Annotated in this window: 11 protein-coding genes and 1 pseudogene; 6 read left to right on the plus strand and 6 right to left on the minus strand. The window is 35.5% G+C overall.

What is annotated here, in order from left to right:
* Positions 1–98: 98 nt before the first annotated feature.
* Positions 99–2699: a peptidase G2 autoproteolytic cleavage domain-containing protein gene (locus AC2YHV_RS19655; protein WP_487373880.1), complete on the plus strand. Its 2601-nt coding sequence runs from the start codon at positions 99–101 to the stop codon at positions 2697–2699.
* 447 nt (positions 2700–3146) lie between these two features.
* On the opposite strand, the gene AC2YHV_RS19660 is transcribed toward AC2YHV_RS19655, so the two are convergent.
* Positions 3147–3443 (minus strand): hypothetical protein, encoded by a 297-nt coding sequence (locus tag AC2YHV_RS19660; RefSeq protein ID WP_487373881.1) that lies wholly within the window; start codon positions 3441–3443, stop codon positions 3147–3149.
* Positions 3444–3525: 82 nt separating this feature from the next.
* A pseudogene (locus tag AC2YHV_RS19665) lies at positions 3526–3656 on the minus strand (helix-turn-helix domain-containing protein); the annotation flags it as partial.
* A gap of 772 nt (positions 3657–4428) precedes the next feature.
* Between AC2YHV_RS19665 and AC2YHV_RS19670 the strand changes: the two are divergent.
* On the plus strand, positions 4429–4617 hold the full coding sequence (locus AC2YHV_RS19670) for a hypothetical protein (RefSeq protein WP_222619704.1): 189 nt from the start codon (positions 4429–4431) through the stop codon (positions 4615–4617).
* Positions 4618–4836: 219 nt separating this feature from the next.
* On the opposite strand, the gene AC2YHV_RS19675 is transcribed toward AC2YHV_RS19670, so the two are convergent.
* Positions 4837–5550: a GntR family transcriptional regulator gene (locus AC2YHV_RS19675; protein ID WP_487373896.1), complete on the minus strand. Its 714-nt coding sequence runs from the start codon at positions 5548–5550 to the stop codon at positions 4837–4839.
* Positions 5551–6027: 477 nt separating this feature from the next.
* Here AC2YHV_RS19675 and AC2YHV_RS19680 point away from each other — a divergent pair, with 477 nt between their 5' ends.
* The 4 genes from AC2YHV_RS19680 to AC2YHV_RS19695 all read left to right on the plus strand — a co-directional run bounded on the left by AC2YHV_RS19680 (position 6028) and on the right by AC2YHV_RS19695 (position 11412).
* Entirely contained in the window at positions 6028–7245 is a 1218-nt protein-coding gene (locus tag AC2YHV_RS19680; protein ID WP_034313408.1) for a cystathionine gamma-synthase family protein, read from the plus strand.
* 37 nt (positions 7246–7282) lie between these two features.
* Positions 7283–8323 carry a homoserine dehydrogenase gene (locus AC2YHV_RS19685; protein ID WP_057276394.1) on the plus strand — a complete coding sequence of 347 codons (1041 nt, stop codon included), beginning with the start codon at positions 7283–7285 and terminating at the stop codon, positions 8321–8323.
* A 62-nt stretch (positions 8324–8385) separates the two neighbouring features.
* A complete protein-coding gene (locus AC2YHV_RS19690; RefSeq protein WP_487373882.1) occupies positions 8386–9843 on the plus strand; it encodes an aldehyde dehydrogenase family protein in 1458 nt (485 codons plus the stop codon).
* Between the two features lie 132 nt (positions 9844–9975).
* On the plus strand, positions 9976–11412 hold the full coding sequence (locus AC2YHV_RS19695) for an amino acid permease (RefSeq protein ID WP_082854680.1): 1437 nt from the start codon (positions 9976–9978) through the stop codon (positions 11410–11412).
* 191 nt (positions 11413–11603) lie between these two features.
* On the opposite strand, the gene AC2YHV_RS19700 is transcribed toward AC2YHV_RS19695, so the two are convergent.
* The 3 genes from AC2YHV_RS19700 to sda all read right to left on the minus strand — a co-directional run bounded on the left by AC2YHV_RS19700 (position 11604) and on the right by sda (position 13848).
* Positions 11604–12725 carry a type II asparaginase gene (locus AC2YHV_RS19700; protein WP_034313400.1) on the minus strand — a complete coding sequence of 374 codons (1122 nt, stop codon included), beginning with the start codon at positions 12723–12725 and terminating at the stop codon, positions 11604–11606.
* A gap of 355 nt (positions 12726–13080) precedes the next feature.
* On the minus strand, positions 13081–13395 hold the full coding sequence (locus AC2YHV_RS19705; RefSeq protein ID WP_487373883.1) for a hypothetical protein: 315 nt from the start codon (positions 13393–13395) through the stop codon (positions 13081–13083).
* Positions 13396–13701: 306 nt separating this feature from the next.
* Positions 13702–13848: a sporulation histidine kinase inhibitor Sda gene (sda, locus tag AC2YHV_RS19710; RefSeq protein WP_063576836.1), complete on the minus strand. Its 147-nt coding sequence runs from the start codon at positions 13846–13848 to the stop codon at positions 13702–13704.
* Between the last annotated feature and the right edge of the window lie 1079 nt (positions 13849–14927).

Raw genomic sequence — 14927 nt, forward strand, 5'->3', positions numbered from 1 at the left:
CTAATTGAGTGAAGATTGTCTATACCATTTTTAAAAATATACATAACGTAATAATAAGATTTTTATATGAACAAATTTAATAAGAATGGAGAATGATGATGGCCAATGGATGTAACCAAAATCCGATAGGGGCTTGTTCGGAAGCGGAAGGAATCAATACAACCGCTAATGGGACAGCCTCCCATGCCGAAGGAGTGAATACAATTGCCAATGGGACTGCTTCTCATGCGGAAGGAAGTACTACAACTGCAAATGGGAATGCTACACACACGGAAGGGTTTGATACCGAAACAACAGCGGATACGGCCCACGCAGAGGGATCTTCTACGACAGCAAGCGGGGTTGCTTCCCACGCGGAGGGATATCTTACTACAGCTATTGCAAATACTTCCCATGCGGAAGGAAGTGAAACAATAGCCACGGGAAACTCCTCCCATGCGGAAGGGTTTCGGACAGCGGCGACAGCAGATACAGCACATGCAGAGGGATCTTCTACCACAGCAAGCGGGATGGCTTCCCATGCCGAAGGGGAGGGTTCTGTCTCCAGTGGGCCACGTTCCCACGCGGAAGGGCAAAGTACAACCGCAAGTGGGGAAGCTTCTCATGCCGAGGGTAGCAATACAAACGCTATTGGGATTAATTCTCACGCAGAAGGCCAACTTGCAAACGCTACAGCAACAGATTCCCATGCCGAAGGATTTCAGACTACGTCCAGTGGATTTGCGTCCCATGCCGAAGGCAATACAACTTTGGCACAAGGTGATAGTGCTCATGCGGAAGGATCCTCTACAATAGCAAGCGGAATAGTTTCCCATGCCGAAGGAATTAGTACAACTGCCAATGGAGATGCTTCTCATGCTGAAGGGAACAATACAACAGCAGTAGGAGAAAATTCGCACACAGAAGGATTGAATACGCTAACAACTATAAGCGGTGTTAACGCTCATGCAGAAGGGGAAGGAAATACAGCGACTGGAAGAGCTTCTCACGTAGAAGGCGGTGGTATAGACCCACTTGGCAATCCGGCTCCTAACATAGCGAGTGGACAGAGTTCTCATGCTGAAGGGGTAGGAACGACTGCGAGTGGATTCGCATCTCATGCGGAAGGAGGAACTGCTGATATAAATGCAAGCCCAGGTCCACGGGCATTTGGAGATTTTTCTCATGCAGAAGGAAGGAGCACATTTGCTGGTGGAATTCAATCTCATGCCGAAGGAGTGGCTACTCAAGCAAATGGAAGTGCTTCCCATGCGGAAGGGTCTTTCTCTAACGCTAATGGGGATAATTCACATGCTGAAGGAACACTGACACTAGCAAGTGGCTTTGCTTCCCATGCGGAAGGGAACACTACAACAGCAGCCGGAGCTAATTCGCACACAGAAGGATCGAATACGCAAACAACTATCAGCGGTGTTAACGCGCACGCGGAAGGGCAAAGTACTCTTGCTAGTGGAATAAGCTCCCATGCCGAGGGGGCAAATACAAATGCCACTGGGCCTGCTGCTCATGCGGAAGGATCTGTAACCACCGCCAGTGGCTTTGCTTCTCATGCCGAGGGGACAAATACAATAGCCAGTGGCTTTGCTTCCCATGCGGAAGGGCAAAGTTCAATTGCCATTGGGCAAGCGTCCCATTCTGAAGGATTAGGCAACACAGCAAGTGGAAGATCTGCTCACGCAGAAGGGGGTGGTTCAATTAATTTTGGTGACCTTCCTAATGATGCTAGTGGTGATGCATCCCATGCAGAAGGGCTTAATACGACTGCTAGCGGTGATGCATCCCATGCGGAAGGGCTTAATACGACTGCTAGCGGTGATGCATCCCATGCGGAAGGGTTTGCTACAACTGCGAGCGGAGATTTATCCCATGCCGAAGGAAGTGCAACAATAGCAAGTGGTAGTGCATCACATTCCGAAGGTTTTAATACAACTGCCATTGGGAGTGTTTCTCATGCCGAAGGCCAGAATACACAATCACAAGCAAACATCTCCCACTCAGAGGGACTAAATACGATTGCTGCACATATAGGTTCTCACATTATGGGTCAAAATGGAACCACACGCTTCCCTTTTTCTTGGCATTTAGCAAATGGTCTTGCTGTTGGACCAACGTTAAATTCTGCTGTTATCGAAGGGGCGACAGGCAATCTTTATCTAGATGGTATGGTATTGGCTGGTGCTCAGGCTGATTACGCTGAAATGTTTGAAACAGTGGACGGAAATTCAATTGACTTTGGCTATTTTGTAACCTTAGAAGGAGATAAAATACGAAAAGCGAATGCAAATGATGATTATATCCTTGGGGTAATTAGTGCGACTCCCGCAATGATAGCAGACGCTAGTGACTTGCGCTGGCACAAACTCTTCGTGAAAGATGAATGGGGACAAGTCCAATACCATACGGTTGTTGTACCGGAAAAAAAAGATGCGGGTGGAAGAATAATACAGCCTTCTTTTACAAAAACTGAACCTATATTAAACCCTGAATGGGACTCTTCACAGGAATATATCCCGCGTTTACAAAGACCTGAATGGGTTCCTGTTGGACTAGTTGGAAAACTATTGGTTCGAGATGACGGAACCTGCCAAATAAATAGCTATTGTAAACCAAATAATGAAGGGATTGCTACAGCTGCAGATCATGGTTACAGGGTGATGAAACGTACGGGGCCAAATCAAATATTAGTGCTGCTTAAGTAGAAAATTTATAGAACATGGCTATCTTACTGAAGAAGAATTACAGAGTGAAAAACAAAAATTATTATCGTTATAAGAAGCTTTTCCAATTTAAAAAAACAGCCGGTTCACATGAACATGGCTGTTTTTTTAATAGTAAATCAAAATTTAGTTCTAACCTTCTTAACTAAATCTGTAATATCCTAACCATCGTTATATACCACTTGATTGATTCGAAAATCCTCGCTTGCAGCAAAACTATTTTTAATTTGCTGAATCCACTCGTATGCTGTATTAGCAGCTGTCAAATCTGGAACTTTTCACCAAGTAATATTATAAAACTCATGAAAAATGCAGTACCTTTTTTAAAATTCATCGCCTACATTCCTTCCTTTTAAATATATGTACATGTACATATATAAACCCAGGGGAATAGGAATAAATATTCGGATTTTTTCTATTAACATGTTACTATTTACTTATATATGAATAAATATAAAAACAGAAAATCACGATGAAAGCTAAAAAAAGTATTATGCCTATAAGAAAATTAACAGTTAAATAAATTGCTGAGATATTTAAAAGCGCAATTAAAATAAATATATTTATCTTATCTTTAATTTTTAAGAAACATATAAAAATTAAAGATAAAATGAATAAGGAACTTGCTAAATAAAATATTGAATCATATTCTAAGTTATCGCTATACTTTAATAAAACAATCCAGTATAAAACTATAAGTGTTACGATACTAATTAATTTTTTCATAGATTCACCCTCCTTTTTATATGTAAACATATCATGGTTAAAGTATCATATATTATCCTAAAATGTTAGTTTTTGTGGTTGTTTAGTAAGTAATAAGTCCCATATCAAAATATAACTTGTCCAATAACTTTTTCACAATTCCATTGAAGTATGAAAATGGTACTTTATCATATTTACTCCGCTCTTCACCTTCATGTCAAACTTCTTAAATGCGCGTGTCTTCAACATAAACTGCCTGTGTAGTAGTCGCTTTATTGATTTTGTGGTTTTGCGCTTTTATCACCGATCTTGCTAAAACTACTTCAGCAATCCGAGTAACCTGATTCCAAGCAAAAGAAAAAGAAGAATTAAACCAGTTGGTGGGTCTGTGAGGAGGAAATAAAAAAGCACCAATAGGGTGCAGGTGCTTAGTTAAATATCTTTTTAAAGTAATGAATATTCATTATGTTAATAGCAATTCCGATTATCGTAAATATAATTATATCAATTAGATTAGTTTCATCCATAGAATGATAAGGAGCGAAAAGTTCAATATATGTATAAGCAATGATAAATAAAGGTATTGACCATACGAAAGTATGCATGAAAAGAGGAAATGATAAACTAAAGAATGGTAAGAAAAAATCTAAGTCTTTTCTACTTCTCTTTTTATAAATAACGATTAACAGGTAGAGTGCAATTACAGCGATAACTGAAGTCAAAATTAAATCTATAACATCATATCCATTCATGGTTGAAGGATTATAAACTACAGGATATGCAAGTACTTAAAGAGTAAATATTAACCAGAAGAATATACGGTATCTTTTCTTTGTTGGTATATGGAACGAGATAAGACATGTTCAACTAAGCTCATTCACGACTAATAGTTTTATTTGTTGAACATTAAGACTATTTAGTTTACTAAGTTTGATAGGTAATATATAACAGAAAAGACCATTACGAGCTTGAAATTAGACATATGGCTTTCATGAGGTTGCAGGATATGATTATACAATTTGACGGTGCATCTTATAAAGAACTATTAAAAGAGTTTCAAGACTTTGAAGCCGATTCATGTAATTTTTGGAGAGGTGTGGCTAGACGTATATCTGTTCCGTATGAATGGCCAATAAGAATTGATCATGCAAACGGTACTATTTATGTTGGTGGTCACGATTTATATGAGGGATAGAATAGAGAAAGAAGAGTGTGATGTATGGCTTAACTCATAGTCGGAAAGGTTCATATATGAGTTGGTAAGGTATTATTAATAGATTTAGAGCGTTAGCCAAAAGGGTTAACGCTCTTTGTGTTTACAAAATAGCTAGTCATATAAGTATTTCAGGCCCTCTCCAGAATCGGATTGGTGAGAGTAGATAATCCCGTTACCTTTCACTATAAGACAGGAACCCTATATCATATCTAAATGAGTTATTTCCCAATGTTTATTCTTAATAAGTTGCTCTAAATTCTCTTTATCTCTTTTTTTAAAATAATTGGTAATTTCTTTATGATCTTCATTCATTTCCTCTAATACGGCAAAAAGCTTTTCTTCATTATTACTTAAATAAATTTGTCTAACAAAACTATTTTGTAAAGAATCAAGAAGATCTATTAATGTAGGATTATTGCATTTATCAATATATACTTTATGGAATTGATTTTGGTATTTTTGATAATCTAAATAATTTTTTGTTGAAATTGAAAATTCAATTTTCTTAACCAAATCTTCCATACGTTCAATATCACTTTCCGTGATATGCTCTAAAGATAAAGAGGCTGCTAAAGAATCCAATACACTAACAATTCGAAATACATCTAGCTTTTTCTTGGTATCAAGTTCTTTTACAATAAATCCTTTTCTAGGAAGATACTCGAGTAAATTGTCTGAAGCTAGTTGTATCAAAGCTTCCCTTACAGGAGTTCTACTTACTCCTAATTTTTCGCATAATACCGATTCATTTATCTTATGCTTAGGAAGTAAGGTTCCGTTCTGAATTCTTTCAGTTATATAATCATATACGAGATCTTTTAATGATTGATATCTATTTTTGATAGCGTTTCCTCCTAAGCCAAAAGTTAATATATATAGTATACAATATATAATTCGAAATTCTTGTCTTATATATTAGCTTAGCACCATCTTTTACAGACTTCAATATCTCTATTATTTATTATTATATTTAAGATATAAAACGACTCCTACTTCCATTTTTTTTATGAATTGTTGTTTTTCAAGTTGATATAGCTTATAGCATTAGAAATAATGCAGTTTTTTTAAAAGAATTTTTAAGAATAAAATAATAAAGCATTGAAAAATAGATAAGTTAATTATATAATTCGATATGTAAAATATTTTCAGACTATTCTGTACTATATACAATATACAATATAAAGTATATTTTTAGCGTTTGTTTTAATTTTTTTAAACTATTTGTATTAGATACCTTAATGTCAAGAAATAAACCCAAGAAAACACTAGGTAAAAACTGTAATGTGGAAGGGGGTGAAGTATAAAATATACAATATATTATATACAAAATAAAATTCATGTTTCAACAAGACCATTTTTACAAAGTAATAAAATTAGAGGTGGAAAAATATGAGTGAGAATAACTTTAAAGATGTGCAAGATGGAACAAAAGCGGTATGGGCAGGAGAAAAAGAATCTCTTGCATATAATGCAACCCAAGTTCCAGTAGTTCTTAGTGTAGCCTACAATTACGATGACGTGGATGAATGGCAAGAAGTTGCCCTTGGAAATAAACCTGGTTATACCTATAATCGAATGGCAAATCCGACTGTTCAAGCCCTGGAAGAAAAATTGAGGATACTCGAGGGGGCAGAGGAAGCTGTAGGTTTTTCTTCAGGAATGGCTGCTATTAGTAGTACATTATATACATTTCTAAGACCGGGAGATCGGGTTGTATCAGTTAAAGATACTTATGGAGGAACCAATAAAATTTTTACTGAATTCTTGCCCAATCTTGATGTCGATGTGACATTGTGTAATACCGGAAACCATAAAGAAATTGAAGCTGAAGTGGCCAAAGGGTGTAAAGTGCTATATTTAGAGTCTCCTACTAACCCTACTATGAAAGTTACTGATATTGAGAGGCTAGCAAGAGTCGGAAAATCAGTGGGTGCATTAGTTATCATAGATAATACGTTTGCTACTCCAATTAATCAAAATCCTCTTCAATTAGGAGTTGATATTGTAGTCCATAGTGCAACTAAATTCTTAAGTGGACATGCAGATGCATTAGGTGGCATAGTATGTGGCTCTGAAAAATTAATGAAAAAAGTCTATCATTTTCGTGAAATTAATGGAGCAACTATGGACCCGTGGTCAGCCTACCTTATTTTAAGAGGGATGAAAACGTTAAAGCTTCGTGTACGGCAACAAGAAAAAAGTGCAATGGAAATTGCAAAGTATCTTCAAAAGAAAAAGCTTGTTGACGCAGTTTATTACCCGGGATTGGAAGCGCATCCACATCATGATATCGCAAAGAAACAAATGAGAGGGTTCGGTGGGATATTAAGTTTTGTATTAAAAGATGAAATGAAAGCTATCAAAATTTTATTATCAAAATTAAAATATGCAAACAAAGCTGGGAACCTTGGAGCCGTTGAAACGATATATGGGCCTGCAAGAACGACCAGCCATGTTGAATGTACTATTGAAGAGCGTAAAGCCCTTGGTATCCCAGAAGGTTTAGTTCGTATCTCTGTAGGTATCGAGGATACAGAAGATCTTATAGCAGATTTAGAGCAAGCTTTTTCTTACTTAGAATCCAATTACCCTGTTAGCTGTAGTTGAAAGCATAAAATATTACTAATGGAAGAGGTATTGAAATATGACACATAGGATAGCATTACTTGGATTTGGTGTAGTTGGACAAGGGTTAGCTGAAATTTTACAAGATAAAAGTGAGTCACTACGTAGTGGGTTTAACTTTGATGCAAAAATCGTTGCTATTTCTGATGTTATGAAAGGTTCCCTTTATGATCCAAAGGGGTTGGATCTTTCTTTAGCGTTACAAGCTGTAAAGGAAACAGGAAAATTAGATAGTTACCCTGAAACCCCTGGCTTGGTAAGAGGGTGGGATAGTTTTCAAACAATACGTGAGAGTAATGCAGACACTGTTGTTGAAATCACCTTTACTGATGTAAAAACAGGACAACCTGCCATTGATCATTGTAAAGCAGCATTTGAAAGCAAAAAGAACGTAGTAATGAGTAATAAAGGTCCGGTTTCTCTAGCTTATCAAGAGTTAGCTGAATTAGCAAAAAAAAATGATGTTCGTTGGGGCTTTGAAGGAACAGTTATGAGTGGAACCCCAGCATTAAGAATGCCTCTGAGTTCATTGGCAGGGAACAGCATTTTTGAAATACGGGGGATTTTGAATGGAACAACTAATTATATCCTAACTAAAATGGAAGAAGGATTGAGTTATCAAGATGCATTGTCAGAGGCACAAGCTCTTGGTTATGCAGAGGCAGATCCTACTAGCGACGTTGAGGGATATGATGCTCAATATAAAGCTACCATTCTTGCTAACATTGTAATGGGTATTCCAATGAAACGAGAAGAAGTAGAATGTGAAGGAATTAGTCATCTTACGGAAGAGGACATTGAGTGGGCAAAATCTGAAGGGAAGAGATGGAAGTTAATTGCTAAATGTATAAAGGATGGCGATAAAGTCATTGCAAAGGTAGGACCTGAAGCTATACCTCTTACAGATCCTCTAGCTGGAGTTTTAGGTGCACAAAATGCTATTACTTATGATTGTGATTTAGCGGGCCCGATTACCTTAATTGGAGCCGGAGCTGGACGTAAAGAAACAGGATTCTCGATTCTTATTGATTTAATCAATATTAACCGTGATCAATTATAATTATAATTCGTTTCAGTCTTAAAGTTATAAGTTAAAAATTACTTATCTTGAGGTGATTTTGTATGATATTTACTGACAAATTATTAAATAAAAATAAGATGTTTCTTGCTGGGGAATGGGTATCTCGTGATAAATGCATTGAAGTCTTGGATCCACAGGATCATAGTTTAATCACAACAGTTCCTGCTGCTAATGAAAGCGACGTCATATATACAATAGAAGAAGCAAAAAAAGGGGTTAAAATAGCAGCAGATATGCCAACACACGATAGAATTGCTATTCTTCATCGTGCTGCGGACTGGATCCTTGAAAATGAGGAAAGATATGCGACTACTATTGCTCGTGAGGGAAGTAAAACAATTAAAGAAGCAAGAAAAGAAGTACTACGTTGTATTGAAACACTTCGTATAAGTGCTGAAGAAGCAAGGAGAATTAATGGAGAAACCATTTCGTTTGATCAAATGCCCGGAAGCGAAGATCGCATAGGTTACTATTATCGTTTTCCTATTGGCATTATTGTAGCTATAACACCTTTTAACGATCCATTAAATCTTGTTGCACATAAAGTGGGTCCTGCTATTGCTGCTGGGAACGCTATTATTGTAAAACCAGCAACTGTAACACCATTAAGTGCTCTCTTATTGGCAGAAGCTTTTGAAAAAGCCGGTTTGCCACCGAAAATTTTATCGGTCATTACTGGTCATCCAGGTGACATGGGAGATAGCCTAATTACTCATTCAGCTATACGAATGATTTCTTTTACAGGAGGACTTGCCACTGGCAAAGCAATTATTCAAAAAGCAGGTTTGAAAAAGATATGTATGGAGCTTGGATCAAACTCACCCGTTATTGTATTGAAAGATGCTGATTTAGAAGAAGCTGTGAAATCAACTGTTTCTGGAGCATTTTGGGCAGCAGGACAAAATTGTTTAGGGGTACAGAGAATATATGTCCAAGAAGGTGTTTATCATGATTTTATTGGTAAATTTATAGATCGTACTCAACAATATCGAGTAGGTGATAAATTATTAGAAGAAACAGATATGGGACCAATGATCACCGAAAAAGAAGCAAAACGTGTTGAAAGTTGGGTAAATGAAGCTGTTGAGAAAGGTGCAAAGTTGCTTTGTGGTGGAAAACGTGAAGGGTCTTTTTATCAACCTACTGTTCTAGTTAACGTACCAGAAAATTGTAAATTGGCAACTGAAGAGGTTTTTGGCCCAGTTGTTACCATTTATAATGTTCCTGATCTTGATACAGCTATCTCCCAATCTAATCGTGTAGATTTCGGACTGCAAGCAGGTATATTCACTCGTGATTTAGATAAGGCATTTAGAGCAATACGTAAACTTGATGTAGGTGGAGTAATGGTAAATGATAGCTCAGATTATCGCATTGATGCGATGCCTTTCGGAGGTGTAAAAGGTTCGGGTTTAGGTCGTGAAGGAATTAAGTTTGCACTTCAAGAAATGACTGAACCAAAAGTTGTTTGTTTTAAAGTTAATAATAAAACAATATGATGACATAAAGACTGACCTGTGCAGGTCAGTCTTTATATTAAAGATTCTGATTTTTCTGTAAGAATATAAACTTTGTATATTGTTATCTATTAAAATAAGTACTTTTAGAGTAGTAAACGAGGAGGAGACTAGATGCCAAACACAAATGATACCAATGAAAACCAGTTGAAACGTTCAATGAAAAGCAGGCATTTGTTCATGATTTCGCTAGGTGGTGTAATTGGAACGGGTCTTTTTCTGAGCAGTGGATATACAATTAGCCAAGCTGGACCAGGAGGTACGATTCTCGCTTACTTAGTAGGCGGGTTAATCATGTACCTTGTCATGTTATGCCTAGGCGAACTAACTGTTGCTATGCCAGTAACAGGTTCATTTCAAACTTACGCTACCAAATATATCGGTCCTGCTACTGGATTTACTATTGGTTTAATGTACTGGCTTACTTGGGTGGTAACGGTAGGTTCCGAATTTACTGCCTCTGGACTGTTGATGCAGAGGTGGTTTCCTAACACTTCTGTTTGGATGTGGAGCGCCGTCTTTGCGATTCTAATTTTTTTACTTAATTCCTTTTCAGTAAAAATATTTGCAGAAACCGAATTTTGGTTTTCAGGTATTAAAATAATTACTATTATCTTATTTATTGTACTTGGAGGATCTGCAATGCTTGGATTTATTCCAATGGATGATAGAGCCTCTGCCCCCATGCTTTCTAATTTCACTGCAGATGGGGGTCTTTTCCCAAATGGCCTGCTTCCAGTTTTTATGGCCATGATTTCCGTTAATTTTGCCTTTTCAGGAACAGAACTTATTGGCATTGCTGCTGGAGAAAGTGAAAATCCAGAAAAAGACGTTCCAAGATCTATTAGAAATGTAATTTGGCGAACAATGTTTTTCTTTGTTGGTGCAATTTTTGTGTTATCTGGTTTAATCTCTTGGGAAGAAGCAGGAGTCATTGAAAGTCCATTTGTGATGGTTTTTGACAACATCGGAATTCCTTATGCAGCTGATATTATGAACTTTGTTATTATTACAGCTTTACTCTCAGTAGCAAACTCTGGTCTATATGCATCTACTCGTATGTTATGGTCTCTTTCAAATGAGAAAATGATAAGTTCATTTTTTGGAAAGATAACGTCAAATGGAGTACCATTGAATGCTTTAGTTATAAGTATGGCAGTAGCTTGTTTATCTCTATTATCTAGTGTATTTGCACCTGATACAGTTTATGTAGTACTTGTGGCTATATCAGGATTTGCAGTAGTAGTAGTTTGGATAGGGATTGTTTTATCTCAATACATGTTCCGTAAACATTTTTTGAAAATGGGTGGAGATATTAAAAATTTAAAATTCCGTACACCACTTTATCCTTTTGTACCCATTGCTGCTTGTGTTTTGTGTCTTGCTTCTTGTATAGGTCTTGCTTTTGATGCGAGCCAAAGAATTGCTCTGTATTGTGGAGTACCTTTTATTATTTTATGCTATCTCTTCTACTATATGAAAAATCGAGGAAATACGAATCAGATAAATTCTTATAATGAAACGGATGATTATATTAGGAATATTAAGTAAAGAGCTTTTTTGCTAATGGGTGCGTTAGCTGAAATTTGAACTTCCCTAAGGGCTGGTTTCTTTATACAACTAGGACAATTTAGTTCAACTTAGTACAAAAATAAATAAAAGCATACGTTGGTGATTCATACCATCGTATGCTTTAAATTTCATTCACTTTTAGTTAATCTAGAAATTTCTAATTTTAATGATTAATATTCGTTGAAAAATTGCTGAATTTCTTTTGGATCATCTGTTTTTGTTAATGCAAGCATCGTCAAAATACGTGCTTTTTGAGGATTAAGTGAGTCCGCTGTAACAAAATTATTTTCATCGTCAATCTTTTCTCTCGTAACAATACCATTTCCTACACGGCTAGAGCGAGTAATAATCACGCCTTTTTTGACAGCGTCTTTAGCACCCTCAAAAGCAGTATCAGAAGTTAAACCGTTTCCTTCACCTGCTATTATAATCCCTTTAGCTCCTGCTTTCACAGATGCATCGTAAAAATATCTACTATCATTTTGATAGCTATAAATAATGTCCACCTGAGGAAGTTTATCTAGTTTTGATACATCAAACACCGATTTGGTTGTATGTTTACGAGTAGGTTCATTGTAGAAAAGTATTTTATTACCTGCGATTGCTCCTAAATAGCCTTGTTCCTCCGATTGGAATGTATCTGTCATGGTTGTATTGGTTTTTGTTATATAACGTGCAGAACCTATCCGATCATTTAATGAGATTAAAACACCTTTGTTCTTAGCATCTTTACTAGCAGCAATTTTTACAGCATTATATAAGTTTAAAGGTCCATCTGCACTTATAGCTGTAGCCGGTCTCATTGACCCAACAATCACGACAGGTTTGTTGCTTTTTACGACCAGATTCAGAAAGTAAGCAGTTTCTTCTAAGGTATCTGTTCCATGCGTTACGACAATACCATCAACGTCTTTAGATTTTAATAACTCATTAATTCGTTTCGCCAACTTTAATAAAGTTTTATTATCCATATTGTTACTGCCAATATTTGCGATTTGTTCACCACTCACATTTGCTACTTGTTTTAGTTCAGGAACAGCTTTAATTAGTGTTTCAACACCAAGTGCACCTGCTTGATAACCAGTTGTGTCAGTATTGGACGTAGCAGAACCTGCAATCGTTCCACCAGTAGCTAAAATTTTCACATTGTTTAACTTTGGATTTGTTGAAGTTGCTTCTACTCTCTCTTCTTTTGGATTACTATTTGCTGAGCTATGGATAACAGTGATAGATCCAAAAAGTAATAGTGTAACTGATAGAAACGTGATTCCTAGATATTTTTTTATGTTCATGTCTAGTTAGCTCCTTCTTTATTAATTATTAAATTATGTATGACATAGAAAATACTATCATATTTTGATATTTCTTACATGATTTTTATTCAGTTGGAAAAAACCATAGAAATTCAGAATGTTAGCTTCCTTGTAGAATCGTCATACGGCGGCATTCCTGTATTAACTGAAATACTAAAAAGGATGTGAAGAAATCTACTAAAACTAACGGGTGCATTAGCTGAAGATCTGAGTTGTCTTTAAGGCAGCTTTTTTGGGGCAGGACAGTAACGTCCCATAAGATATATAGTGAACAAATAAAAAAAGACAGTGTACCACGCTGCCTCATTTTGTATGAATTAAAGAAAACGAAGAATTATTTAATCTTATCTAGTGAAATTATTCTATGTTTTAATTCTGAATTCATATCTAAAACACCTATCACAATTTGATTATCTTCCGTAAATGTTATGTATCTGAAATAATCATCATCAGAAATCAACAAATCGTTGTCATTCGTCGTTTTTTCCATTTTGGCAAATACATCTACTGTGTACTCAAGGTGAAAAAAATCGTCAAATCCCTTGCTTGAGCTACCTACCCAGGTATACAGAAAATCTTTCAGTGTGATTTGTTCAATCACCGATAATTGTTTCTTGAACTTTAACTTATCTACTGTTACGCTTATCATCTTTCATCACTCCTTAACGAATATTAATTAGAAGTCTCCTTCAACAATGCTATTTGCGTATCAATCCGTTTACAGTTTAGTTCATAAAGGACAAATGAAAGTTTATGTCGAAATTCAAGTAAGAGATTTAATTAATTCTAAGTGGTTTTATAGTCAATATTTTGACACTAAAAGGTTAATCTTAGAGAGTTAATTAGTTTTATAGCTTGAACGAGTCTTATACAGAGAATTGACTAATAAGGAACATGAATTATTAGTATGGGTTAAAAAACAAAGCAAAGAATTACAGTTTAAAGCATATACTAATTAGTTACTCCTATCTTTTTGATCGATAAGGGGTAGACCTCTTCTCTTCAATTCCTCTTCTAGAACGAGGATGAATTTTTTTTCTAAGTCTAATTCAATTGCTTTAAGGTATGAGTCTATCAATAGTTGATCATTTAATTTTTTCATATCTTCCCTCTTTTATTTCTTTAAAACCCCGTTTAAACATACAATATAAGTATTTATTATTAAGTGATAAATAAAAATATAATAACTCAAGTAAGACAAATTATAGTAATTAATAATTAACGAAGATAGTCTCCAACTTAACATATTGAGTGAACTTTTTTGTAACAAATAGGGTTCATATTTATTCTATATTTCAATCTACATAAAACAACATATACCGACATCATTAAACACAATATATTTAACTTTCCTGGTTTACATAATACAAATTATTAACATAAAAGTTAAAAATCCCCGATTAAAATAATAATTTATTTTGCTATCAATAGACGTTTTTCAATTAAGTGGTTTTTTTTTGAAGATCGTAGCTTAACTTATCCAACTAAAGGGGATTTATTTCATAAGGGGGTGCTGCGGCACCCCCTTATTGAAGTAAAGGTAGGATTTATTATGAATATTGGTGATTTGATATTTCAACTAGTTTTCCTTATTTTTATATTTGGGATTTTTTCTGGTGTGTTTTTTTCTTGTTCTTTCTCTCGTTACTAAACAGCCAAGCAAATCAGAAAGCATTGAACAAAAGTTGATAGAATAATTGATTTACTTGAAAAGGATAAGAAAAAGTAATCTTTTTTGTCCTTTTTAACTTAATTTTCACCTCACAGTTTGTGTCAACCCAACAAACCTGTATGAACTAACGGGTGCGTTAGCACCATAAGAAGGCCGCCAATTGGCGGCCTTTTGAACGTATGATCGCTTTTTTTGCGTGATATTTTTAAGGATACTGTATGTTTAAATCTGGACAGAAGGTATATTATCCGACATGGGATAAAATCAATTGTCCCCTAATTAAAGATTTTAAATTATTTCACTAAATGATTCACGTATATAAAAACTATAATATTCTCATTGACAACATATAAACAAGTTGATGTATATGAGTTTTTAGGCTTAATTTCATCTAAGTTGTAATTAAGTATCTTTATGAAACAATCATCTTTTTGATATTTATTATTTGTAATAACTCAGCTCAGATTCAGGAAGCAAGCACCATTCTGTGGATTCTAAAAGTGGAGGAA

Source organism: Peribacillus sp. SRI_006, assembly GCF_057586375.1.

Bases quoted from the DNA above. Each gene is read 5' to 3' on its own strand.
- sda (WP_063576836.1), bottom strand. From the start codon at position 13,848: ATGAAAAAATTAAATGATCAACTATTGATAGACTCATACCTTAAAGCA.
- AC2YHV_RS19680 (WP_034313408.1), top strand. From the start codon at position 6,028: ATGAGTGAGAATAACTTTAAAGATGTGCAAGATGGAACAAAAGCGGTA.
- AC2YHV_RS19655 (WP_487373880.1), top strand. From the start codon at position 99: ATGGCCAATGGATGTAACCAAAATCCGATAGGGGCTTGTTCGGAAGCG.
- AC2YHV_RS19695 (WP_082854680.1), top strand. From the start codon at position 9,976: ATGCCAAACACAAATGATACCAATGAAAACCAGTTGAAACGTTCAATG.
- AC2YHV_RS19660 (WP_487373881.1), bottom strand. From the start codon at position 3,443: ATGAAAAAATTAATTAGTATCGTAACACTTATAGTTTTATACTGGATT.
- AC2YHV_RS19690 (WP_487373882.1), top strand. From the start codon at position 8,386: ATGATATTTACTGACAAATTATTAAATAAAAATAAGATGTTTCTTGCT.
- AC2YHV_RS19700 (WP_034313400.1), bottom strand. From the start codon at position 12,725: ATGAACATAAAAAAATATCTAGGAATCACGTTTCTATCAGTTACACTA.
- AC2YHV_RS19705 (WP_487373883.1), bottom strand. From the start codon at position 13,395: ATGATAAGCGTAACAGTAGATAAGTTAAAGTTCAAGAAACAATTATCG.
- AC2YHV_RS19685 (WP_057276394.1), top strand. From the start codon at position 7,283: ATGACACATAGGATAGCATTACTTGGATTTGGTGTAGTTGGACAAGGG.
- AC2YHV_RS19670 (WP_222619704.1), top strand. From the start codon at position 4,429: ATGATTATACAATTTGACGGTGCATCTTATAAAGAACTATTAAAAGAG.